The following is a 23,284-nucleotide window of genomic DNA, read 5'->3' as shown; positions in this document are numbered from 1 at the left end:
CGTTCTCAGGGCACAACGGTCGCCTTCCCGGCGACCCGTCACCCCTTCTCAAGGAGAACTGATGTCGCGTATCTCGAAGGTGGCCGCCGTCGTCGCCGGAACCGGTGCCCTCATGGCCGGCGGTGCGGGCCTGGCCGCCGCCGACTCCGGCGCGGACGCCGTCGCGGCCCACTCCCCCGGCGTCATTTCGGGCAACGTCGTCCAGGTGCCCGTGCACGTCCCCGTCAACGTCTGCGGCAACACCGTGAACGTGATCGCGCTGCTGAACCCGGCGTTCGGCAACACGTGCGCGAACGTCTCGGACAGCCACGAGGACAAGAGTGAGTACGGCTACGGCCACTGATCTCCTGACCGGTCCGTCAGGGCCCCCCTCTGCGCCTCGCGGCGGAGAGGGGGGCCCTGATGCCGCTCCGGAGGGATACGACGGCTCAGACGTACCGGTAGAGCCTGCTGTGGTCCACGAGCTGTGAGGGGGCCACGTCCCAGGGTGGCATCGGACGGTCGTAGGCGAACACCCTGTCCCGCTGCGGGTCGTCGGCCGGGAGCGCGCGTGCCGGAAGGTAGCGGGAGCGTGGGTGCGCCTTCTGCCAGCGCGTCCAGAGCAGGTCGATGAAGGCGTGGTGCAGCCAGAAGACCGGGTCGTCCGGCGAGGCCGCGCCCGCCATCGAACCGCCGATCCAGCGGTGCACCTGGTTGTGGTTGGCCACCCCACGGCCGCCTCTGAGGCCCCAGCCCTCGATCCTGTTCCGGAAGCCGGTGGTGCTGACGCTGTTCCACGGCGCGGCGTCGTAGACGGGGTCGCGCAGGGCGCGGTCGACGTCCGCCGGGCGGGGCAGCGTGACCGGGGCGGAGGGCCGGCCGAAGTTACGCCGCAGGAAGGGGTCGTCGGTGACCCCGGCGCGGATGCGCCAGTTCCCCTGGCGGTAGGCGAAGGGCCCGGTCATGACCTGCCGGTCGCCCGGCCTGCCGTTGCCGCCGAGGAAGTCGTCGGCCCAGAGGGAGGCGCCCGCCGTGTTGTCCCGGGTCCAGTCCCAGTACGGGATCGACACCCTGGGATCGACCGCCTGGAGCGCTTTCTCGAACTCCAGCAGGTACCGGCGGTGCCAGGGGAAGAAGGACGGGGTCATGTGGGCGGGCCGCGGCCTGCTCTCGGCGTCGGTCACGTAGTACTGGCGGTGCAGGCCGACGAACTCGTCGTAGCGTCCGGAACGTTTGAGCTCCAGGATCGCGTCGACCAGGCGCTTCTTCTCGGTGCGCGTGAGATCGCGCTGGTTCTTGCGGTTGTACACCCGTGCCCCTCCTCTGGGTTCAGATGGTGTGCGGGGGGACGGCCGACACCTGGGCGGTGCCGAGCGCGTCGACCGCCGCGCGGGCCGTCTCGAGGAGCGTCGGGAACGACTCGTAGTGGTTGACGGCGCTGAGGTAGCTGCCGTCGGCCCGTCGCATCACGTGCAGGGGCCGCCCGTCGATGCGGACGTCCAGATGCTCCGGGTGATCGGCCGCCGTCGCCGATCCGGCCTCCCCCGTGTGCGACCGCGTACCGGCGTACGCCTGTGCACCCGCGTAGGGCGGTGCGCCGGCAGGGACGACGGTGGTGGCCGTGCCGCGGATGTCGCGGCCCTTGTACAGCTCGGAGAAGCGCTCGGGCCCCACGGCGTCACGTTCCCCGGGCCGGGACGGGTCGCCGTGGGGCCCGAGAAGGACCGGGGCGAGCGCGCCGCCGGTCGCCGCGACGACGGCCGCGGTGAACGCGGTGCGCAGGACGGCGCGGCGGGCCGGCCCGGTGGCCCGGACCGGCTCGCCGCCCGAGCCGGTGGTCGGATTCATGATGGTGTACCTGCCTCTCGTCCGCACGTGCGAGATGTCTCGCTCTTGAGGGGCAACGAAACGGAACGCGAACGGTTCTCATCCGTTGGGCCTCACGCGACCGTGGGAATTCACCGCGGGGCACGGCCGTGTCGGCCGTCAGGCGCCGCGCACCGGGACAGCATGGCCGTCCGAGCTCCCGGAGGTTGTGCATGAACGCGCCGACACAGGTACCCACGGACCGCGTGCGGAGAGGGGTCCCGGCCGATCCGGCGGATCCCGGGTTCTGGCGTCTGCCCCGTGCCGAGCGACTGGCGGTGTTCGCGGGGCTGCGGGAACTCGACGCGCCGGTCCGCTTCACTCCCCGCACGGGGACGGGCGCGCCGTTCTACGCACTGGTGAAGCACGCGGACGTACGGGCGGCCAGCAGGCAGCCGCAGGTCTTCGCCAGCGCCCCCGGTGTCACCACTCCGGAGCCGGCGCGCTGGGCCAAGGCGGTCTTCGGCAACTCCATGGTCAACATGGACGGGGCCGAGCACGCGGCCCTTCGCAGGACCATCTCCCGGGCCTTCACCCCGAGACTGCTCGCCGCGGCGGAGGAGAACATCGCCGCTGTCGCCCGGCGGCTGGTGGACGAGATGGTGGCCGGGGGCCCGGGTGACTTCATGCGCTCGGCGGGCGCCCGCATGCCGTTCGAGGTCATCTGCGACCTGATGGGCGTACCGGCCGAGCGCCGGGCCCGGATCGCCTCGCGCGTCGACCGGACGTCCGAGTACGTCGGGGTCCAGCGCAGGGGGCGGGCCAGGCTGCGGGTGCCCGGACGCGGGCTGCGTTCCCTGGCCCGGATGCAGTGCGACATGGCGGCCGTCGCCCGCGAGCGGCGCCGCGCTCCGGCGGACGACGTGATCTCGGCGCTCGTCCGCGCGAATGTGGACGGCGAAGCCCTGTCCGCACGTCAGCTCGGCGCGTTCTTCTCGCTGCTGCTCGTGGCCGGTGTGGAGACGACCAGGAACGCGATCGCCCACGGGCTGCTGCTGCTGACCGCGCATCCCGAGCAGCGTGCTCTTCTGGAGGAGGACTTCGACCGGTACGCCGACGGCGCGGTCGAGGAGATCGTCCGGCACTCGACGCCGATCATCCAGTTCCGCCGGACGGTGGCGGCCGAATGCGATCTGGGCGGCCGTACCTTCGCGCCGGGCGACAAGGTCGTACTCCTCTACGCCTCCGCGAACCGGGACGCCTCCGTCTTCGAGGATCCCGACGCCTTCGACATCACCCGGTCGCCCAATCCTCACCTCGGATACGGGGGCGGAGGCCCCCACCACTGTCTGGGGGCGCATCTGGCCAAGCTGGAGATGAAGGCTCTTTTCCGGGAAATGCTGACCCGGCGGCCGGGATTCCGTGCCGTGGGCGAACCGGGCCTGGTCGACTCGAGTTTCGACAATCGTGTCGGCTCGCTCCCCTTCTCCTTCGGATTCCTTCACCCGAACGGTCCGCACTGATTCCGCGCGTGTCGCGAATGGTCTATTCACCGGCTCTCCCACCGCCCGTAGTTGAACCTTTCTCCTTAAGGTCGGAAGCGTCGGATACCGGCCGCAACCCAAGGAGGAGCCGTGCCCGCACAGCGCCGCCTCATCAATTTCGGCATCGGGGCTGCCGTGCTCGGCCTTCTCGTCGGTGGCGCGGTCCTCACGGACCCAGACGGCGAAGGCACCCAGTCCGGAAAGGGGTCCGCGCCCGTTCCGCCCGGCACCGGCGGGACGACCGCGGTCGGCGCCTATCTGGACTACGGCCCCGAGGGCGTCCAGCGGATGCGGGAGCTGTCACGCTGGCTCGACGGTACGGAGCTGCGGGTCGGGCACAGCTATCTGCCGGGCGACCTGTGGGAGAACATCGAGGGCCGCCCCGGATTCCTGGCCGCGTGGGCCGCTTGGCGCAAGGGCGACGACGACCGGATGTTCGTCCTCAACACACCGATGCTGGAACGCAACGAGGAGCGCGTCCCCGACGGTGAGGTGCGGACCCTCCTGCGTGCGGGCGCCGCCGGGCAGTTCGACGAGCACTTCCGCCGGCTGGCCGAGCGACTGGTCCTGCTGGGAGTCCCGGACACGGTGATCGTTCTCGGCTGGGAGATGAACGGCACGACCTACACGCACCGGTGCGGCCCCGATCCGGTGGCGTGGAAGGCGTACTGGAAGCGCATCGTCGCGGCCATGCGGTCCGTGCCCGGCCAGGAGTTCCGCTTCGACTTCGCGCCGAGCCGTGGGCGGGACGCCGTGCCCTGGACGGAGTGCTACCCGGGTGACGACGTCGTGGACATCATCGGCATGGACTCCTACGATCAGCCGCCCGCGCAGACATTCGACGATCAGGTGAACGAACCGTACGGTCTGCAGAAGCAGGTGGACTTCGCGGCGGAGCACGGCAAGCCGATCTCGTTCCCCGAGTGGGGGCTGTTCCGGAACGGCGACAACCCCGAGTACATGCGCCGCATGCTGGAGTGGATCGACCGTCACGATCCGCTCTACCAGACGATCACGGACTACTGCCCGCACGGGGTGTGGCAGTGCTCGGAGAATCCCGAGTCCTCCCGGGTGTTCCGCGAGATGCTGAGCGGGCTGCCGAACGCCGAGCCCTCGGCGCCCGTGCCCGACCCGAGCCCGACGCCCAAGCCCGACAAGCCCCTGCCGACTCCCACCGTGCCCGCGCCGGACACCAACGGGACCGGGTGGTGCATCACGGTGCCGCTGAGCGACTGGTTCGGGCAGTGGCTGACCGACCGCGAGTTCTGCGTACGCGGCTGAGGCCCGTCCCGGACCTTGCCGCCTCCTCGGTTGCGGATCCGCCGAGGAGGCGGCGGACGCGCGTCGGCGCCGCCCCCGGATCGTGCGGAGCGACGCCCGGTTCACCGGTTCCGCGTGGAGCGGTTCGCCGAGCCTCGGCACGACGCGTCGCTTCCCGATCACGCGGGCGTCTTCGATACTGGGGGGCGTACCGCCTGAGTCACGAGGATCGGATGCACGCTGACCGCCGGTCAGCACGGCCGGCCGGCGCTCTCCCCAGGAGGAACCGTTGCGCATGCTCATCAACGTGCCGGAGACCGTCGTCGCCGACGGCCTCCGCGGAATGGCCGCCGCCCACCCCGAGCTGGTCGTGGACCTCGAGAACCGTCTCGTCGTCCGGCGCGACGCCCCGGTGCCCGGAAAGGTGGGGCTGGTCTCCGGTGGAGGCTCCGGGCACGAACCGCTCCACGCGGGATTCGTCGGGCCGGGCATGCTCTCCGCCGCGTGCCCCGGTGAGATCTTCACCTCGCCGGTGCCCGACCAGATGGTGCGTGCCGCCGCCGCGGTCGACAGCGGCGCGGGGGTGCTGTTCGTCGTGAAGAACTACACCGGCGACGTACTGAACTTCGACATGGCGGCGGAGCTCGCCGAGGACGAGGGGGTCCAGGTCGCCCGGGTCCTGGTCGACGACGACGTGGCGGTGGCGGACAGCACGTTCACGGCCGGACGGCGGGGCACCGGCGCGACCCTGTTCGTCGAGAAGATCGCCGGCGCACTGGCCGACGAGGGGGCACCGCTCGAGCGGGTGGAGTCCCTGGCGCGCAGGGTGAACGAGTCCTCGCGGAGCTTCGGGGTGGCGCTCAGCTCCGTCACCACACCGGCGAAGGGCACACCGACCTTCGATCTTCCGTCGGGTGAGCTGGAGTTGGGAATCGGCATCCATGGCGAACCCGGCCGGGAGCGCCGCCCGATGATGACTTCCGGGGAGATCGCCGACTTCGCCGTCCACGCGGTACTCGAGGATCTGCGCCCCAGCGGCCCCGTGCTGGTCCTCGTCAACGGAATGGGCGCGACACCGCTGCTGGAGCTGTACGGGTTCAATGCCGAGGTGCAGCGGGTGCTGTCCGAGCGGGGCGTGTCGGTGGCTCGTACCCTGGTCGGGAACTACGTGACGTCGCTCGACATGGCGGGCTGCTCGGTGACCCTCTGCCAGGTGGACGAGGAGATGCTGCGTCTGTGGGACGCGCCGGTACAGACCCCCGCGCTCCGCTGGGGCCGGTGAAGGGCGTTCCGGCCCCCGTGAGCAGCCACCGTGTGAGGAACAGGAGTTCTTGTGCTCGACACCGCTTTCTTCCGCCGCTGGATGACCGCCACCGCGGCAGCCGTCGACCGTGAGGCGGACCGGCTGACCGAGCTCGACGCCGCGATCGGGGACGCCGATCACGGAAGCAACATGCGCCGTGGCTTCGGCGCGGTGACCGATGTCCTGGAGAAGGAGGCGCCCGCCGCACCGGGCGCCGTGCTGACACTGGCCGGGCGTCAGCTGATCTCCACGGTCGGCGGCGCGTCCGGGCCCCTGTACGGGACCCTGCTGCGCCACACGGGCAAGGGGCTGGGCGACGAGCGGGAGGTGACCCCCGCTCAGCTGGCCGAGGCGCTCGCGGCCGGCGTCGCGGCCGTGGCACAGCTCGGCGGGGCGCAGGCCGGGGACAAGACGATGCTCGACGCTCTGCTCCCGGCTGTCGAGGTGCTGGGGTCGTCGTTCGGGGAGGCCAAGGACGCGGCGCTGGCGGGCGCGCTGGCCACCGTTCCGCTGCGGGCACGCAAGGGCAGGGCCAGCTACCTCGGCGAGCGCAGCATCGGGCACCAGGATCCGGGGGCCGCCTCGGCCGCGCTGCTGATCGGGGCACTGGCCGAGGCCGGGGAGCCGAGCGGTGGAGGCGAGGCATGATCGACGAGAAGCAGGTCGGGATCGTGCTGGTCTCGCACAGCGCGTCCGTGGCGGCGGCCGTGGCAGAGCTGGCGAAGGGGCTGGCGGCCGGTGGTGCGACCGCACCGGTGGCGGCGGCGGGCGGCACCTCGGCCGGAGGCCTGGGGACGAGTACGGAGCTGATCGCCGAAGCGGCCAGAACGGTCGACCGGGGCGCCGGCGTGGCGTTGCTCGTCGACCTCGGGAGTGCGGTGCTGACGGTGAAATCCATGCTGGCGGACGGCACTGAACTTCCCCCCGGGGCACGGCTGGTGGACGCGCCGTTCGTCGAGGGCGCGGTCGCCGCTCTGGTGACGGCGTCGGCGGGGGGCGATCTGGACACCGTCGAGGCGGCGGCCACGGACGCGTACGGATACCGGAAGGCCTGAGCCGCCGGGCCGGTCCGTCCGGAGGGGCGGCCGGGGTCAGGACGTAGGCATCGGCGTACGGGAGATACGCGGGGCGAGGGCGTTCCCGCGCGACACGGTCAGGCGGGAACCCCCGCCCTGTCCAGGACTGCTTCCATCTCGTCCGCTGGGAGCGCCTGGTTGGCACCGGCGCTGGAGGCCAGTTCGGGGACGTGAAGCGCCTCGCGGAGCCGGTGGAGCGGCAGGCGCGGGTCACCGGCCGCCGCCTGACGCGTCCAGACCGCGGGGTCATGACTGAGCCGTTCGATCAGTGCGGGCGTGGCGGCCGGGTCCCGGACGGCCAGCCGACGGTAGTTCCCGTCCGGGTGGTCCGCGTAGCGCGCGGCGAGGCCCTCGCGGGGAAAGCGCGGGTGTGTCTCCGCCATCCAGGCCGAGAACGTACCGCCGAGCCTCGCGTACACACGCATCAGGACCTCCTCCGGGGTGTCGGGGTGGTGCACGGCCATGCGGGCATCCACCACCGGGTCCTCGACGCGCGCGAGCAGGCCCAGCAGGCCGGGCGGCAGGTGAGGGCTGCGGGCCGCGGCGCGCCGGAGCAGCGGGTGGGCGGAGGTCGCGGCCCGACGCAGCACGTCGGGATCGGCGAGCCCGTCCCGTACCCATTCCACGTCTTCGCCGGCAAGAGCCCCCACCGTGACGTCGATCGCCATGCGCCGCGTCTCGGGCAGTTCGGGCCTGAGGGAGACCGCGAGCCGTACGGCCTCGTCGGGATCGGCGGCGAGCCGTTCCACGAGGTGGGCGGGCAGCGAAGGGTTCCCGGCGAGGTCAGCCAGGTGCGTCCGCCCGGCGATGCGGCGTTCGGCGTCGGCGATGTCGAGGAGCCCACGGCGCAGTGCCTCGGCCTCGGACTTCGGATCGCGAAGGAGTTCGGAGGTGAGGTGGGTGTCCCGCCTGCACTCCCGCAGGGCGGCGGCCCTGCGCACCTCGGGGTCCGGGTCCGCCAGCAGCGCCGACCGCTCGCGCGGCGCCAGAACGTCCCACGCACGCACCCCGATCCGGCGGGCCGCCGGATCGGGGTGCACGGCCGTCGATGCCACGAACGACGGCGCCAGGTGGGGCGAGTCCAGCAGAGCCGCCCGTACCGAGGCGTCTCGGTCGTCGAGAAGCCGGGCGCACACGGCGTCCGGCAGTGGCGCGACCGTCGTGCGCGGGTCGTACCACTCGGGTCCGTAGGCGAGAGCGGCCCGCACCTTTGCGGAGGGGTCTTCCGCGAGCCGGGCCCGCTGTGCGGGCTCGGACCTGGCGCTCATCGCGAACTCGATCCGGGCACGTGGGTTCGGGTGGGCGAGGATCACCGCGACGGCCGGTTCGGGAAGTCCGGCGCGTCCGATGGCGTGCCGGAGCGGGCCGGCGCCGCCGCCTTCGAAGGCCAGCAGACGCATCAGCAGCGGGGTGGGCAGAGCCGGATTGCGGGCTACTCCGTCCAGCGCGGATTCGTGGAACGCGGTCATGCTCCCCTACCTGTGTATCCCTGGATCCCCGCTCGGCCGGCGACCAAGTACCGTTCCGCGACCGGGGGTTGACGGCGATCGGTCGGCGGCCGCGACCGGCCCGGCGATCAAGATCCGTTCAGTATGCCTGCCGAGCCGCCGGACGGCGGTGCCGGGCCGGTCGCCCGCCCACCAACGGCCCTTCCCGGGCAGGGAGCCATCAGCCGCCCGAAGAACCCCCGAAACCAGTTTGAGAATGGTCGTTCTTGACTGATCGTTCTTATAACGCGTACCGTCGAGGCATGGGAAGACCTCGCGCATTCGACACGGACCAGGCCGTCAGGGCCGCGGCCGCCCTCTTCGCCACGTGCGGTTACGCGGGCACCTCGATCGACGACCTGACCACCGCCACGGGGATGCACCGGGGCAGCTTGTACAACGTCTTCGGCTCCAAACGGAAGCTGTATCTGACGGCCCTTCGAGCCCACTTGGACCACGAGATCCTTCCGAGCACGGCTGCCGTCGGCAGCCTCACCGATGCCGAGCAGGCCCGCGCGGCCGCGATCGCCGGGTTCGACGACGGTCCGGCAGCCGGGTTCCTGCTCCTCGCCGCCGTCGAACGTGCACCTCAGGACCCCGAGGCCGCGGAGTTGGTGGCGGAAGGCTTCACCGCTCTGGAGAACGCGCTGCGTCCCACTCATGCCGACGAGGCGGAACACGTCGCCTCCACCGTCCTCGGCAAGCGCCTGCGCCTGCGTGCCCGCCCGACTACCGCTCAGGAGAGCTGACATGACCGAAATCGCCATCGACCGCACCCGCGACATGCTGACTGTCCGGCTGACGGGCCTCGACAGACTCTGGGCACTCAAGAGCCAGGTGGAAGTGCCGCTCACCCAGGTGCGGGGCGCCACTCACGACCCGGGCATCGCCCATGAACGCAAGGGGACCAAGCTCGGGGGCACGCACATGCCCGGCGTGATCACGGCCGGACGGTTCCGGCGGCACGGTGACCTCGTCTTCTGGGCGGTGCGAAAGCCGGCCAACACTGTCGTCGTAGAGCTCGCCGAGGGCGCCCCGTACAGCCGGCTCGTCGTGGAGACCGACGACCCGCGGGCCACGGTGGACCTTGTGGAGAGAGCCATTGCCGCCTGACGCACGAACCCCGCGGGCCCGGTGGTGCGCGCCGTCCAGGAATGCGTGCAGGCTGTGCTGTGGAACGGCACGGTCGGCCTGGCCCCGCTCGGGCATGAGCTGCCCGCGGAACTGGCCGTGGTACCGCTGGCCGACATGGCGCCGAGCCCGGTGGTTGCCGTGTGGAACGAGGGCGACACCAACCCGTTGATCCGGTCCTTCGTCGAGATCGCGACGGCGGCGTACCGCCACTGATCACCGGCACCGGGCTGCCCTGCTCGCGAACCGCGCCCATGCCGCGGCACTCCGGACTCGCCGTGCGTCACGTCATCGCTGCCCGTCCGAACTGCCCAGGCCACAAGGGTGGTTCAGCCGTGGACGGTGCTGAGCCAGTGGATCAGCAGACGGTTCACCTCGTCGGGGCGTTCCTGCTGGATCCAGTGGCCGCAGCCGTCGAGGATGTGGGACGCGGACAGGGCGGGGAGGGTGGTGGGGTAGGCATCGATGGCCTCGGCCATCCAGGTCGTGGAGGCATCCAGTGCGCCGCCGATGAACAGGGCGGGCTGGGTGATCGGGGCTCCGCGACGGGGGGCGAGGTCTTCCCAGTCGCGGTCCACGGTGCGGTAGCGGTTGAGCGCGCCGGTCATCCCGGTGCGCTCGAACTCCCCGGCGTAGACGTCGAGATCGTCCTCGCTCAGCCAGGCGGGAAGGGTGCCGGAGGGAAAACGGTCGCGCAGCCGGCCTCCTGGGGTGACGAAGTGCGGATCGGGCTCGCCCCGGGCGGGCATGGTGTCGGCGGACAGGGCCGCGTAGAAGCCCGCGAGCCACCCCCGGACATCGGGCTCGATCTCTGCCTCGGCACGGCCCGGCTGCTGGAAGTAGGAGACGTAGAACTCCTGCTCGGGTACGCCGATCCGGCCGAAGACGTCGGTGGGGCGGGGGCCGCCGGGCGGCGCGTAAGGGACGCTCAGCAGGGCCACGGCGCGGAAGACCTCGGGGTGGAGCAGGGCGGAGGTGGAGGCGATGCCGGCCCCCCAGTCGTGGCCGACGACCACGGCATCCTCCTCGCCGAGGGCGCGCACGACAGTCACGCAGTCCTCGACCAGCTCGAGCATCCTGTAGGCCTCGGTCGCGGCGGGCTTGGACGAGCGTCCGTAGCCGCGAACGTCGATCGCCACCGCCCGGTATCCGGCCGCGGCGAGGGCCGGGAGCTGGCGGCGCCAGGAGTACCAGGACTCGGGAAACCCGTGCACGAGCAGGACCAGCGGCCCGGTGCCCTGCTCGACCAGATGCAGGCGACCGGCCGGAATGTCGACGGTGCGGTGATGAAGTGCGGCGGACAGCTCGGGATGCATGGAGCTTCTCCTCGGTTCGCAGGGGACGCGGGGCGCTCGTCGATCATCCGGCGCGGCAGCCACCCGACGCCATTGCTCTTGCCAGTCTGGCAAAGTTGCAGGACAGAGTGGTGGAGCGGCACGTCCGGAAGGACGGGAGCGATGGCAGGCGACGACATGGACGAGACGCCGGCAGCGATGGGGCCCCGGCTGCGGGCCGCCCGCGAGCACCACGGCGCCACACTCACCGGGGTCAGCCGTGCGACCGGCATCTCGCCGAGCACGCTGTCGCGGATCGAGACCGGCCGGCGCAGGCCCACCCTGGAGGTGGTGGTGCGGCTGGCGAGGGAGTACGGCGTCTCCCTGGACGAACTGGCCGGCACCGCGCCGGCCCGCGCGGCCGAACCCCGTACGCCGGCGCCGCTGAGCTTCGGCGACGACAAGGCGGTACTGCCGCTGACGCGCTACGTCGGCGGGCTGCACGCGCACAAACACGTCCTGCCCGCCGTGAAGACGCCGCGCGTCCGTCCCCGGCAGGTCTCCCACGACGGCTACGAATGGCTGTGCGTCCTGTACGGGCGGCTGTGGCTGGCGCTCGGTGACCAGGATCTCGTGCTGAGTGCCGGGGACTTCGCCGAGTTCGACACCCGCACCGCCCATGGGGTCGCGAACGGCGGATCCGAGGGGCCGGTCGAGTACCTGATCATGTTCGGGCCGCAGGGAGAGCGACTGCGGCCGCGCACCCCTGCGTCCGGCGGTCGCGGGGACCGCCTGCCGCATCGTGCCCGGACCGACCACGAGGACCAGCCCTGACGAGCCCGTGCACGATCAGCGATGGGACGCTGAGCTCCGAATCGTCGATCATGGTCTTTCGGCCGTCGAAGGGCTTCGCCAACTCGCCGTCCCGCTGGCTGCCAGCCGGGCCGGCCCCGACAAGGGCTTCCTCCCTGATCGCCGGGTCAGCCCCGCGAAGCGGAGAGGGCGCGGTGCGCTCTCACGCGGACGTCCGCGTACGGCGCTTCCGGATCGGCCCGGGCAGCAGCCGCTCACGTCCGAGGCGGACACCTGCCTTGGTCCGGCCTGTGGGACAGCCCGGTATGCCTGCCCTGGTGCATGCCGTGCCGGCAGCGCGCATCAGGGCAGGCGGCTCGCCGCCACCCATGGCAGCCGGGCGGGCGGCACCGATGCGAAAGAGACTCGCTCCAGCACCCGTTCCGGCTCCCGGACCGGTCGGGGAACCGGTCCGGGAGCCGTGCCGTCGCGGTGCGTGCGTTCACGGGCCGCGAACGCCGGTGGGGCGGTTCGGCGCCGGGGCGTCAGGCCGCGGGTGCCACCGCGCCGGCCGAGACCCCGATCCGTACCTGCCGGGTGGTGCCGTTCACGGTCACCGCCAGGGTTACGGTTCCCGGCCTGAGCGCGGTGAGCATGCCCGTTGCCGGGTCGAACGTCGCGACGTGGCGGTGCTTGGCCCTGTCCGCCTCACCGATGTGGACCCCGGGGGAGCCGGTCCAGTCCGCGCTGAGCGGGAAGGCGACGGGCACCACCCGTGCCCCCTGCGTGACGCTCGCCCCGATCCGCGTACGCTGCCCCGCTACGAGCGTCGAGGGTGCGTCCAGGGAAAGCCCGTCGACATGGGCCCGGGTCTGGGCCGAGACCCAGTCCGGCCCTCCGAGCCACGGTTGCCTGCGGGCCGCCGACTGTTCGCCGGACGTCACGCGGTCGGCGCCGATGAGGGTCCACCCCGTGAAGCCGCCTTCGTCCGCAGGGCCTGCCGGCGCCTTGCCCGAATTGCCGTTGACCAGATACGGGACGCCGTCGACGTGCGAGGCGTGGAAGACGCCCACATGGCTGCCGACCAGAGCCGCGCCCTTGCCCGTCGTACGGCGGAAGTCGCCGAGCCACTGTTCGACGAGAGCCGCCTCCTTACGGTCACTCAGCTGACTGCCCTTCTGCACGGTCGGGTCGCGCGGCGGCACGTGCTCGATCAGCATCACCGAGCCGACGGAACGGTCCGTCGCGGCCGCGTCCAGCTGCGCGCGCAGTTCCTTGATCTGGGCGAAACCACCGCCCCGCAGACCGAGACTCGACGTGTCGAGCGTGATGACCCGGGTGCCTCTGTGGTCGAACGTGCGCCGCGCCGGGCCGAACTCGGTGATGAAGTTGTCGATCTTGCCGCCCATCACCTCATGGTTGCCCGGGACGTAGTACCAGGGAAGCGCGTCGCCCAGCTCTTCCTCCAGTACCTGGCGGGCGAAGGCGAGGTCGGCGGGCGCGCCCTCGTCGACGAGGTCACCGTTGACGACCAGGAAGTCGGGCCGTGCCGCCTTGATCTCGCGCAGGGTGCGGCGGGCCTGCTGGACGATCGGGCTGTCCGGGGCGCGCGCGACGAACTGCGCGTCGGACATCACCGCGAACTGCCAGTCCCGGCCCTCCGTCGTCGCGGCGGAGTCGATCAACGGGTCGATCGGGACGGGCTGTTCGGGAAGGTCGACAGTGGGCGGAACCTGGGCGGACAGGTCGTCGACGACGATCTCGCCGGTGTACTGGCGGGCGGCTGCCGTCTCGGCGAGGTAGAAGCGGAACACGGACAGCGGGGTGGGCGCGCCTGCCGGCACGGTGAAGGTGACCTGCCGCCAGCCTGTCCAGGTGATGTAGGGCCCGCGCAGCAGCTGGTCCGAGCCCGCCGCGTCCTTCAGGTGCAGCGTCGGCCAGGCGCCGTTGCCGTCGCCGTTGATCCAGAGGGTGTACGCCTGCGGCTGCCCCGGTACCACGACGGGCTGCGGCGGGGCCGCGTAGGCGGCGCGGGTGGCGGTCGAACGGGTGAAGTCGTAGGTGAGCCGGAGGCCCGTGCCGGTGTGGCCTTCGGGCGTCGCGGCGAGTGAACCCTCGGCGCGTGCCTGGCTGAACTTCCAGGATCCGGCGTCGTCGAAGCCGGACACCGCCTGGTCGGTGAGGCCGACGCTCACCGCGAGGGTGGTGCTGACGCCCGCCACGGTCGCCTCGATCCGTCCCGCTCCCGCGCCGGTACGGGACCGTACGGTGAAGGAGCCCTTGCCGTCGTCCTCGACGGCGAACAGCGCTCGGTCGTAGTCGAGGGTGATGTCGTCCGGCTCGACCGGAGCGCTCGTGCCGTGGGCGTCGTGGCCGACGATGCCGAAGCGGCCGACGGCCTCCCCGTCCGCGAGTCCGACCCGCGTGGCAGTGGGCTGGATCCGGGCGAGCCGGCCGATGACGGTGAGCCCTGTCTCGCCGTGTGCGCCCTCCCGTTCGGCCCGTACGCCGGTCGTGCCGCTGCGGCGGGCGGTGAACGTCCCGTCCTGGTCGACGCTGCCGATCGCCGGGCTGACGGCACGCCAGCGCGGCACGCCTCCGGCCGGACCGTACGTCTCGTCGTAGCCGGCTGCCGTGAGGGCCCGGGTCAGGCCGGGGAAGACCCGCTCGGGGTGGCCGCCGCTCACCGGGTCGTCGCCCGGAGCTGCGGCGGCCGGTGTACGCGTCTCGACCCAGAACCCCGCGAGCCGGCCACTGCCGTCGGGGGCTGTCAGCGCGAGGCCGTTCGGCACCGTGCGCTCGCTGCCGTCGGAAGGGCTGTTCTCGACCTGGAGGGTGTCGCTGCCGGGTTCACGGGCGACGAGGGTCGAGGAGCCTCCCCCGTCGAGATTCAGCGCGCTGTACGATCCCGCCTCCCGCATCATCGTGCCGAGTTCGGTGAGGGTGACGCCGCCGCTGTCGGCCTGGCGGCCGTCGACGGTGACGACCTGCATGGTCCGGCCGTCCTTGGAGAACCCGACCGCGGTGCGGGGTGCGGCGGTGTTGTTGCCCTCACCGTCATGGTTCTGCGCGACGCCGTCGACGACCAGGAGCTCCCTTCCGCCCACGGCGGTACGCGGCACGGCTCCGCCGTCGGTACGCGCATGGTATTCGAGCGAGACCGGATCGCCGGGCTCCAGCTCGTCCAGCAGGGCGGCCCCGGCCTCACGGCCGACGAGGACCACGGTGTCATCGGGCACGGGCCCCGATCCCGGCGCCCCGGAGACGGACGCCACCTTGCCGTCACGGACGGCCACTTCGGCGACGGGCTGTGCCGCGTCCACGGTCAGCGCGCGGTCCGCGCTCCCCCAGGCCGAGGTGTAGGCGCCGATGCCCTGCACCGGTACGTTCGCGGCGTTGTACGCGGCCAGCGGGTGCGCGCCCGAGGGGAGGGTCAGCGTGCCCTCGAAGTACAGCTCCAGGACCCGGCCGGCGTTCTCCGGCCCGATGCCGACCGCCCGGTTGACGCCGGGGGCCGGGGAGTGCACGGGGCGGCCGTCCGCGACCCCGGGACCCTGGGGTGCCCCGGTCTGGTTGATGTCGAAGAAGTCCGCGTTGATCGCGGCGACGGTGCGGCGCCCCTCCCCGGCGTCGTGCCCGGCGGCCAGCTCGGAGACCGTGTGCCGGTCCGCGACCTTGCCCGAGGAGAGGTAGTCGGCCCGCACGTCGCTGCCGTCCAGATCGACGGAGAGGGTGTCGACCCGCAGCCACTTGTCGGATTCCAGCCGGTCGTACGAGCTCAGGCGGACGCCGGGGGCGACGGGCCGGCTGGTACGAGCCGTCTCGATGCCGTCTCCGTCCACGACGGACGTCGCGTCGCCGGAGGGGCCGCTCGCGGCAGGCGGGGCGACGGGTCTGAGGATCTCGGCGCTGGTGTGCGGGCGGGGGTCCGGAGTCGAGTCGGCGGCGGCCGGTACGACGGCTCCGGCCGCCAGTGCCGACACGGTCGCCAGCAGCACGAGGGGACGCAGCGTGCTGCGGAAGGTGCCTGGGCCCACAAATCCTCCTGGTGCGGAGCGGATTGCGCGCGAATCGCGCTGTCGGCGGCCAGCATGACCGGGAGCGGGTGGACACACCAGAGGACAACGGGGACATCAGGAGGAACAGCGTGCGGCGAAGGAGTGACCCCTGGTGCTGGTGACCCCCCGGTGGGGGCCCTCGGCCCCCGTGAAAGTGACCCCCGGGCCTGGGCGCGGCCCTCTCCGGTCGTGGGCCCGGCGGGCGCCCTTTCGCGCGTACCCGGGCCGGTGCCCTTTCGCTCGTACGCCCCCGGGCGGACACCCTCCGGTCGCCGGGCCGGGCGGGTGGCCCACCGGGCCTACAGCCCGCACACTTGACGACATGTCGACAGCCAAGCGCAGCGCCGGGCTTCTGCTCTTCCGCGTCGTCCCCGGCACGGAGGGCGGCCGGGACGCGGAGGTGCTGATCGGCCACATGGGCGGACCGTTCTGGGCGCGCCGGGAGGCGGCCGCCTGGTCCGTTCCCAAGGGCGAGTACGAACCCGGCGAGGAACCCGCCGCCGCGGCCCGGCGGGAGTTCGAGGAGGAACTCGGGCTTCCCCTGCCGGAGGGTGAGTGGGTTCCGCTCGGCGAGTCACGGCAGTCGGGTGGCAAGACGGTGACCGTGTGGGCCGTGGAGGCCGATCTCGATCCTGCCGGGGCAGTCCCGGGCACCTTCACCATGGAGTGGCCGAAGGGGTCCGGTGTGCTGCGGGAGTTCCCGGAGATGGACCGGTTCGCGTGGTGCACACCGGACGAAGCTCTCGAACGGCTGGTGGCGGGTCAGCGGGTGTTCGTGGAGCGGCTGCGCGCTCACGTACGCGAGGGCCGCGCGGGCCCGGATTCGTAGGCCCCGGGTCCCCGCACCGCCCGGCCGGCCCGGATGTCGAGGCGTTCGCCGTCGAAGCGCTCGCGGAAGCCCCGGTCGTGGGAGACGACCACGACGGCTCCCCGGTACCGGCCGAGCGCGGCCTCCAGTTCCTCGACCAGGTCGAGCGCGACGTGGTTGGTCGGCTCGTCGAGGACGAGCAGATCCGCCGGGCGGGTCACCAGCCTCGCCAGGACGAGCCTGCGCTGCTGCCCGGCGGAGAGGGCGGCGACGGGCACGGCCAGGTCCTCCGGGCGGAACAGTCCGAGGGCCAGGAGTCCGTCGGCCCACTCCTCGGGGTGACCTGGGCGCCCCGCCGCGAAGGTGGCGAGCAGGGTGCGCCGGGTGGGACGGGCGGGAAGCTCCTGCGGGAGGTAGCCGATGCGGCCCCGCCGTCGGACCGCCCCGGTGTCCGGGGCCAGGTCGCCCGCGAGGACGCGCAGGAGCGTGGTCTTCCCCGCTCCGTTCGGCCCGGTGACCAGCAGCCGCTGCCCCGGCAGGACACGCAGCGCGGGGATGTCGAGGCGTGAGCCGACAACGACGGACTCCAGCTCGGCCACCGGGCCGCTCCCGCCCGCCGGGACCTCGCCGCCGGACGCGCCGGTGAGCTCGGCGGTGAAGCGCAGCGGCCGGGGAGGAGCGGGCACGGGTGAGCGGCGCAGTGCCTCCAGGCGGGTCCTGGCCGCCCTGACCTGCCCCGACAGCTTCGCCTCGTGCGACCTGCGGTGCTTGCCGAAGCCCTGCCCGGGGTCCTTGCCGGTGCCCGCGAGCCGGTGCCCGGCCGCGCTGACCAGTTCCTCGGTGCGGGCAAGCTCCGCCAGCCACTCCTGGTGCTCCTGGGCCCAGCGGCTGCGCGCCGCGGCTTTCGCCCTGCGGTAGCCGTCCCAGCCGTCCCCGTGGCGCGAGACGCTCCGCAGATCGCGGTCGACCTCCAGGATCACGGTGGCGATCCGCTCCAGGAACGTGCGGTCGTGCGTGACGGCGACCACCGTCCCCCGGTGGGCGCGGAGGTGGTCCTCCAGCCAGCCCACGGCGGCGGCGTCGAGGTGGTTGGTAGGTTCGTCGAGCAGGAGGAGTTCCGGCGCGGCGGCCAGCACGCAGGCCAGGGCCAGCCGGGACTGCTCACCGCCGGACAGCGAGCCGAGCACACGGTCCCGGGCGACGTTCGAGAGACCGAGGCCGTGCAGTGCGGCGTCGGTCCTGGAGTCCGCCTGGTATCCCCCGCGCTCCTCGTACGCCGTCAGCAGATCGCCGTACGCCGCGAGTTGCGCACCGGTGGGCTCGCCGCCGGAGAGTTCCTCCTCCGCGGCGCGGATCCGGCGTTCGAGGGAGCGTAGTTCGGCGAAGGCCTCGTCGACGGCGTCCTGCACGGTGCTGAGTGGATCAAGGGTGAGGGTCTGGGCGAGGTAGCCGGTGCCGCCGGGGAAGCCGACGGTGACGTCGCCGCTGTCCGGTGCCTCCGCCCCGGCCATCAGCCGGAGCAGCGTGGACTTCCCGGACCCGTTCTCGCCGATGACGCCCGCCTTCTCGCCGGGGCGGACGGTGAGGGAGACCTGGTCGAGGACGGAACGGTCTCCGTACGCCTTGGAGACGTCGTTCATGGACAGCTGGGCAGGGTGGGACTGAACGGACATGGGTGCTTTCCCTGAGGTGACGGGCCCTCGGCAGCACGCACGCCGTCGTCACGGACGGAGGCGGGCCACGGGGCCAGGGGTCATCGGCCGGCGGGGAAGGACTGCGGCGCACGGCGCGGCCCTACGGGGCACACGGCGACGGCGGGCGTCGCGTGGCGGCGTCCTGGCCGGGGATCAGAGAAAGAAGTAGTACGAACCCATGGCAGCCATGGTACCCGGATGGCGGGCGGAGCCGGTGCGAACCCGCTCCGCCCGGACCCGGTGCGAACTCACGCCGCCCCGTCCCGCCCGCTCCGCCCGGTCCCGTCAGAACAGGGGCGGCTGGGCGAACCTGACGAGTTCCAGTGCCTGCTGGGGGAACCACGCGCCTGCCGCGGGGTCCACGGTCCCGCGCTCGGGGTCCTCCGGCCCCTGCGTCCCTCGCAGGCAGAGCCCGTCCGACTCACCCGGGATCTTGATCCAGAGCCGGGCGTCGTGGAGCGGGTCGCCGGTGTTCGTGGTGGGCCGGGCGCCCAGACCGCGGTCCGGCGGATTGCACCATTCCTGAGCGTCCGTGTACTTCCCGGCGGGCGCGGTCCAGGTGCCCTTGCCGTTACGGCTGGAATCGGTGACGAAGTGCTTCATGCGGGCGGGATCGGTGTCGACGTGGGTGTCGAGCCAGGACTGCGCGTCCGTGCGCGGCCACCACTGGTTGGGGCACTCGGCGCTGTCGCCTCCCTTGTCGACGTAGGCGAGGCAGGACGAGATCAGGGTGCCGTACCAGGTGCTGGCGTCCTCCGGCTGGTAGTTGGAGGCGTTGGTGTAGAAGCCGGTGGCCCTTTCCACGCCGCCTTCCAGGAGGCGCGGCACGATGCTGTTGACCGAGTGCCAGCCCTGATGGCCGGTGTCGAGGTAGACCTTGGTGCCGGCGAGCGGTTCGAGGGTCTCGACGGCGTAGTTCACCTCGGTGTAGCGCGCCGCCGTCCGCGTTCCCTAGGCGTCGTCCTGTCCGCAGTCCGAGGGCAGCAGGGCGAGCGAGTCCGGCTCCAGGACGACGAGCGCTTCGTGGCCGCCGATCCCCCGGGCGACGGCGTCGATCCACTCGCGGTATTCGGCGGTCGTGGACGCTCCGCCGCCTGAGTAGTTGGCGCAGTCACGGCCCGGCACGTTGTAGAGGGCGAAGAGCGGGACCGAGCGCCGCGCGTCCGCCTCGCGGACGATGCGCTTCGCCTCCTTCTCCACGGCGGCGGGGCTCTGGTCACCGAACCAGACGGCGTGCGGGGTGCGGGCCATGGCCACGATGCCCGCCGCGTCGCGCAGCTGTCCCTGCCGTGCGAGATCCAGGGCCTGGCTGTACGCCCCGGGGTTGGCGTCGGGGGTGTACAGGCGGGTGCCCCCGTCGCCGCCCCGCTTCGCGGTCTCTCCGGTCGGCACGCCGTGGGCGGGGCCGGCCGCGACCGTCTGGACGGTCATCAGCAGAGCCGCGGCACAGGCGAGCGGCAGTGCTCGTAACAGGGTCGCTCTGGTGCGCATGGGTCCATCCCTCTGTCGCGACGAAGCGTGCGGGAGCGCTCACCACATCGCCTGCGGGAGCGCTCCCACGAGGGTTCCGGAGTGCCCCGGAGGCGTCAAGAGCGGTGCGGGCCTCACTTCGTGGGACTCTCCGCCACCGCGGGCCCGGGATGCGGCGAGGGGCTGCCGCCCTCCCGCGGTCTGCTGAGCACGAGGACGGCGACGTCGTCGCGGCGCACCCCGCCGGAGAAGTCCTCCAGATCCGCCAGGAGCGCGTCCAGGATCAGTGGCGGCTCGCGGTCCGACCAGGTGCCGAGACGCTCGTCGAACGGGTAGAAGGCACCGTTCGCGTCACGCGCCTCGGTCACCCCGTCGGTGTAGACCATCAGGGCGGCGCCCTCCGGGAACGCGATCCGCTCCGCGACGCGGGCCTCGCCGCTGAGTTCCGCCATCCCGAGGGGTACGGACGTCTCGTGCAGGGTGACCGCCGATGCCTGCCCGTCGTGCAGCAGCCGCGGCGGGAGATGGCCGCAGTTGACGACCTGGACCCCCTCCTCGCCGTCGAAACCCAGGACCAGGGCGGTGACGAAGCGCTCGGTCTCGCCGGTCTCCGCGGAGAAGGCGTTGTGCCGGACGACCGCGTCCTCCACGGCGTCGGCCACCGCGCAGAGCTCACGCTCCCGCACGGCGGCCTCCCGGAACGCCCCCAGGGCGGCGAAGCCCGCACCGATGGCGGGCAGTCCCTTGCCCTGCACGTCCCCGATGATCACCCGGGTCCCGTGGGGCGACTGGACCACCTCGTAGATGTCGCCGCCGACGAAGCGGTCCTCCTCGATCGGCGCGTAGAGGCCGTGGGCACAGACCTGCCGCGTGACGATGGGGAGCGGGCGCAGGATCTGCCGCTGGAGCGCCACGGCGGCCGAGCGCAGCCTTGCCACCTCGGTCGCGTGTCTGATGCGCGCGGCGCACGCCACGACCCCCAGCGCGCTGGCGATGGCCGTGAAGCCGAGGATGAAGGCCACGTCCCAGAACTCCCCGGTCGAGGCGATACGGGACCCCACGACGATGAGCATGACCCAGACCGCCACGGCGGTGGTCTGGCGGACCGTGCAGAAGACCGAGGCCAGCGCGGGCAGCACGACCATCAGCGGGATGAGGGGCAGGTCGTTGCCGGTGAGCGCGTCGAGCAGGACGACCGCGACGGTCAGCAGGAGGAGCCAGAGGGCGAGCGCCCAGTTCCCGATCCGGGCCGCGCCCGCGGACGTCTCACCCGGATCCGGCCCGGGCAGCGACACCCTGCGCGCCGCCGACGGGCGCCGGAGCCCCATGACCACGCCGCGCCTCCCGCATGTCCGTCCCTACCGCCCCACCTGTTCCAAGCTACCCGCCCCCCGGTCCGGGGTCCTGGCGTCCCCGCTCGCTCCGGGGCCCGCCGGGACGACGGCGCCGAGGAAGGCGGTCCTGCGGCGCACGACGAAGCCGAGCGATTCGTAGAGCCGGACGGCGCCGGTGTTGGAGGCCGCCGCGTGCAGGAAGGGAGTCTCGCCGCGCTCTCTGATGCCGTGGGCGACGGCCCGGATGAGGCGGGTCGCGAGCCCCTGGCCCCGTACGGAGTCGTCGGTGCAGACTCCGCTGATCTCGGTCCACCCGGTCGGGTGCAGCCGCTCGCCCGCCATCGCGACCAGGACTCCGGAACGCCGGATGCCGAGATAGGTGCCCAGTTCGACCGTGCGGGGCAGGAAGGGGCCGGGCCGGGTGCGCTCGACCAGCTCCAGCATCTCCGGCACGTCGGCGGGCCCGAGGAGGAGGGCCTCCGGGTCGGGCGCCGCGTCAACCGAGTCGTCCACCATCTGCACGCCTTCCGCGTGGAAGACGATCTCCCAGTCGGCCGGCGGCGGCTCGTGGAAGGCCGTGATGGCGACGGAGGCGCCGGGGCCCGCGAGCGCCGCCACATCGGCCCAGTCCTGGGCGTCGGTCTCGTCCGGGAGAGCGAGCCAGGGGGTGACATCGGGCGGATAGCGCAGGATGCGGCCGCGTCGCGCGGCGAAGTGGGCGTGGGGGCCGGTCAGCGACGACCAGGAGGGGTTGTCCAGCGGATGGGCCTGCTCACTCTCCCGCCCGTGTGCGGGCAGGGGCGTGGGCAGCGGTGTGGCCTCGGGCATGGGCTCTCTCACTCCGGTTGACATCGACGGCCGGCGACAGGGGTGAAAGCCACCCGCGACCCGTACCTATTCCCGGGCGGCCCTCTGTTCACGAACGTGCAACAGGAGCGTTCGCCCGGCGCCGGACACCGCGGGTCCTGAGCACACGGAGGGGGGCGCCGGGACGGGTTCGGCGAATCGTGCGGGCGCTGATCCGGATACGGCCCCAACAGACCTCCGGCTGTGGCACTCTGGATACGGCCGCCCCACCGGGCTCCCCCGTACCGGTGGGGCGGTCCTGTGCGCTTCCACGCATACGAGCACCTCGCTGCCCGGGCCCTCGGGGCGATTCCGTAGGTTTCCGGCCGATGACGCGACGGTTCTGGCTCAAAACAACCTCTGTGTGCATGAGTTGCCGCTCATCGGGCAGGCGCCTACACCTCGGCGCCCACCACCTGAGGAGCGTGACGTGATGACGGCGTACACCGCACGGACCACGGCTGCGGAACAGGCAGGCGTCTCGGACGGGCTTCCCTGGATCGAGGACGCCGGGCAGGTCGCCCCGCAGGACGCGCGCCGGCTGTCGAAGCTCTTCTTCGACCGTCTGCAGACCCTGGACGAGGGCACGCACGAGTACCAGTACGCCCGGAACACGCTCATCGAGATGAACCTCTCCCTCGTGCGGTTCGCCGCCGGCCGCTTCCGCAACCGTGGCAGCGGCGACATGGAGGACATCGTCCAGGTGGGCACCATCGGCCTGATCAAGGCCATCGACCGTTTCGACCTCTCGCGAGAGGTCGAGTTCACGTCGTTCGCGGTGCCGTACATCGTCGGCGAGATCAAGCGATTCTTCCGGGACACCACCTGGTCGGTTCATGTGCCGCGCAGGCTCCAGGAGTTGCGGGTGGACCTCGCGAAGGCGAAGGAGACGCTCGCGGCGGGGCTCGACCGGGACCCGACCGTGCAGGAACTCGCCGAGCACCTCGGCCTGGAGGAGGAAGAGATCACCGAGGGCATCATCGCGGCCAACGGATACACCGCCGGCTCGCTGGACATGCCGGCCGACACGGCGGAGCCCGCGGGCCGCACGATCGGCGGGCGGACCTATGCGGACGTGCTGGGCGAGCCGGATCCCGCGATGGAGTCGGTGGAGAACCTCCATACGCTCGCCCCGCTGCTGGGCGAGCTCGACGCACGGGAGCGCCGCATCATCGACATGCGGTTCGGCCAGGAGATGACCCAGGCTCAGATCGGCGAGGAACTCGGCATCTCGCAGATGCACGTCTCACGGCTGCTCAGCCGCATCCTGCGCAAGCTGCGCAGCGGAATGCTCACACAGGACTGAGCCGGGCGCGTCCGCCGCAACACTGGGCGTGGCACCGGCCCCGGGACAGCGGGGCTCCCGCTCCCCGCTTCGCCAGGATCTTCCAGGGGACGCGGCGCAGCAGCACACGGGTCGTC

20 protein-coding genes and 2 pseudogenes are annotated in these 23,284 nt (G+C 72.3%); 12 read left to right on the top strand and 10 right to left on the bottom strand.

What is annotated here, in order from left to right; all coding sequences use genetic code 11:
* Positions 1-61: 61 nt before the first annotated feature.
* Positions 62-343 (top strand): chaplin, encoded by a 282-nt coding sequence (locus ABZY45_RS12080; protein WP_356738849.1) that lies wholly within the window; start codon positions 62-64, stop codon positions 341-343.
* Between the two features lie 85 nt (positions 344-428).
* On the opposite strand, the gene ABZY45_RS12075 is transcribed toward ABZY45_RS12080, so the two are convergent.
* The gene (locus ABZY45_RS12075) at positions 429-1,289 is read right to left on the bottom strand and encodes a tyrosinase family protein (RefSeq protein WP_356738847.1); all 861 of its coding nucleotides are present in this window, start codon (positions 1,287-1,289) and stop codon (positions 429-431) included.
* Between the two features lie 19 nt (positions 1,290-1,308).
* Positions 1,309-1,827, bottom strand: a complete 519-nt coding sequence (locus ABZY45_RS12070; RefSeq protein ID WP_356738845.1) for a tyrosinase family oxidase copper chaperone — start codon at positions 1,825-1,827, stop codon at positions 1,309-1,311.
* A 191-nt stretch (positions 1,828-2,018) separates the two neighbouring features.
* Here ABZY45_RS12070 and ABZY45_RS12065 point away from each other — a divergent pair, with 191 nt between their 5' ends.
* The 5 genes from ABZY45_RS12065 to ABZY45_RS12045 all read left to right on the top strand — a co-directional run bounded on the left by ABZY45_RS12065 (position 2,019) and on the right by ABZY45_RS12045 (position 6,947).
* Entirely contained in the window at positions 2,019-3,308 is a 1,290-nt protein-coding gene (locus tag ABZY45_RS12065) for a cytochrome P450 (RefSeq protein WP_356738843.1), read from the top strand.
* A 111-nt stretch (positions 3,309-3,419) separates the two neighbouring features.
* Entirely contained in the window at positions 3,420-4,610 is a 1,191-nt protein-coding gene (locus ABZY45_RS12060) for a glycosyl hydrolase (protein WP_356738841.1), read from the top strand.
* A gap of 268 nt (positions 4,611-4,878) precedes the next feature.
* A complete protein-coding gene (gene dhaK / locus ABZY45_RS12055) occupies positions 4,879-5,871 on the top strand; it encodes a dihydroxyacetone kinase subunit DhaK (RefSeq protein ID WP_356738839.1) in 993 nt (330 codons plus the stop codon).
* Between the two features lie 51 nt (positions 5,872-5,922).
* Positions 5,923-6,540 (top strand): dihydroxyacetone kinase subunit DhaL, encoded by a 618-nt coding sequence (dhaL, locus tag ABZY45_RS12050; protein ID WP_356738837.1) that lies wholly within the window; start codon positions 5,923-5,925, stop codon positions 6,538-6,540.
* The gene (locus ABZY45_RS12045) at positions 6,537-6,947 is read left to right on the top strand and encodes a PTS fructose transporter subunit IIA (RefSeq protein WP_356738835.1); all 411 of its coding nucleotides are present in this window, start codon (positions 6,537-6,539) and stop codon (positions 6,945-6,947) included. The genes dhaL and ABZY45_RS12045 overlap by 4 nt, the downstream gene beginning before the upstream one ends.
* Positions 6,948-7,045: 98 nt before the next feature.
* Here the strand turns inward: ABZY45_RS12045 and ABZY45_RS12040 are convergent, their stop codons facing one another.
* Positions 7,046-8,437 (bottom strand): Mucin-2, encoded by a 1,392-nt coding sequence (locus ABZY45_RS12040; RefSeq protein WP_356738833.1) that lies wholly within the window; start codon positions 8,435-8,437, stop codon positions 7,046-7,048.
* Positions 8,438-8,718: 281 nt separating this feature from the next.
* Between ABZY45_RS12040 and ABZY45_RS12035 the strand changes: the two genes are divergently transcribed.
* The 3 genes and pseudogenes from ABZY45_RS12035 to ABZY45_RS12025 form a co-directional block, all read left to right on the top strand.
* Entirely contained in the window at positions 8,719-9,204 is a 486-nt protein-coding gene (locus tag ABZY45_RS12035; RefSeq protein ID WP_356738831.1) for a TetR/AcrR family transcriptional regulator, read from the top strand.
* A 1-nt stretch (position 9,205) separates the two neighbouring features.
* Positions 9,206-9,568 carry a hypothetical protein gene (locus tag ABZY45_RS12030; RefSeq protein WP_356738829.1) on the top strand — a complete coding sequence of 121 codons (363 nt, stop codon included), beginning with the start codon at positions 9,206-9,208 and terminating at the stop codon, positions 9,566-9,568.
* A 15-nt stretch (positions 9,569-9,583) separates the two neighbouring features.
* Positions 9,584-9,802, top strand: a pseudogene (locus tag ABZY45_RS12025) (LysR family transcriptional regulator); the annotation flags it as partial.
* A gap of 113 nt (positions 9,803-9,915) precedes the next feature.
* On the opposite strand, the gene ABZY45_RS12020 reads toward ABZY45_RS12025, so the two are convergent.
* Positions 9,916-10,902: an alpha/beta hydrolase gene (locus tag ABZY45_RS12020; RefSeq protein ID WP_356738827.1), complete on the bottom strand. Its 987-nt coding sequence runs from the start codon at positions 10,900-10,902 to the stop codon at positions 9,916-9,918.
* A gap of 141 nt (positions 10,903-11,043) precedes the next feature.
* Here ABZY45_RS12020 and ABZY45_RS12015 point away from each other — a divergent pair, with 141 nt between their 5' ends.
* Complete coding sequence (locus tag ABZY45_RS12015) at positions 11,044-11,694, top strand: helix-turn-helix domain-containing protein (RefSeq protein WP_356738825.1); 651 nt, start codon at positions 11,044-11,046, stop codon at positions 11,692-11,694.
* Between the two features lie 503 nt (positions 11,695-12,197).
* On the opposite strand, the gene ABZY45_RS12010 is transcribed toward ABZY45_RS12015, so the two are convergent.
* Entirely contained in the window at positions 12,198-15,689 is a 3,492-nt protein-coding gene (locus ABZY45_RS12010) for a phosphodiester glycosidase family protein (protein WP_356738823.1), read from the bottom strand.
* A gap of 343 nt (positions 15,690-16,032) precedes the next feature.
* Between ABZY45_RS12010 and ABZY45_RS12005 the strand changes: the two genes are divergently transcribed.
* Positions 16,033-16,539, top strand: coding sequence for an NUDIX domain-containing protein (locus tag ABZY45_RS12005; RefSeq protein ID WP_356738821.1), 507 nt, complete (start codon positions 16,033-16,035; stop codon positions 16,537-16,539).
* Here the strand turns inward: ABZY45_RS12005 and abc-f are convergent.
* The 4 genes and pseudogenes from abc-f to ABZY45_RS11985 all read right to left on the bottom strand — a co-directional run bounded on the left by abc-f (position 16,503) and on the right by ABZY45_RS11985 (position 21,844).
* Entirely contained in the window at positions 16,503-18,191 is a 1,689-nt protein-coding gene (gene abc-f / locus ABZY45_RS12000) for a ribosomal protection-like ABC-F family protein (protein ID WP_356738819.1), read from the bottom strand. The two genes, ABZY45_RS12005 and abc-f, sit on opposite strands and share 37 nt — an antisense overlap.
* Before the next feature lie 306 nt (positions 18,192-18,497).
* A pseudogene (locus ABZY45_RS11995) lies at positions 18,498-19,643 on the bottom strand (glycoside hydrolase family 6 protein).
* Positions 19,644-19,816: 173 nt separating this feature from the next.
* Positions 19,817-21,016 (bottom strand): PP2C family protein-serine/threonine phosphatase, encoded by a 1,200-nt coding sequence (locus ABZY45_RS11990; RefSeq protein WP_356738817.1) that lies wholly within the window; start codon positions 21,014-21,016, stop codon positions 19,817-19,819.
* Between the two features lie 24 nt (positions 21,017-21,040).
* Positions 21,041-21,844 (bottom strand): GNAT family N-acetyltransferase, encoded by an 804-nt coding sequence (locus tag ABZY45_RS11985; protein WP_356738815.1) that lies wholly within the window; start codon positions 21,842-21,844, stop codon positions 21,041-21,043.
* Positions 21,845-22,295: 451 nt separating this feature from the next.
* Between ABZY45_RS11985 and ABZY45_RS11980 the strand changes: the two genes are divergently transcribed.
* Positions 22,296-23,168, top strand: a complete 873-nt coding sequence (locus tag ABZY45_RS11980; RefSeq protein WP_356738813.1) for a SigB/SigF/SigG family RNA polymerase sigma factor — start codon at positions 22,296-22,298, stop codon at positions 23,166-23,168.
* Here ABZY45_RS11980 and ABZY45_RS11975 read toward each other — a convergent pair.
* On the bottom strand, positions 23,155-23,284 hold a 130-nt coding region (locus tag ABZY45_RS11975), incomplete at its 5' end, for an RNA-binding protein (protein WP_356739671.1). The genes ABZY45_RS11980 and ABZY45_RS11975 overlap by 14 nt on opposite strands.

Origin of the sequence: Streptomyces sp. NPDC006516 (assembly GCF_040611875.1) — a bacterium.
Taxonomy (GTDB): domain Bacteria; phylum Actinomycetota; class Actinomycetes; order Streptomycetales; family Streptomycetaceae; genus Streptomyces.
The sequence above is the reverse complement of the archived record's forward strand: the minus strand, read 5'-3'. Positions and strand labels throughout refer to the sequence as shown.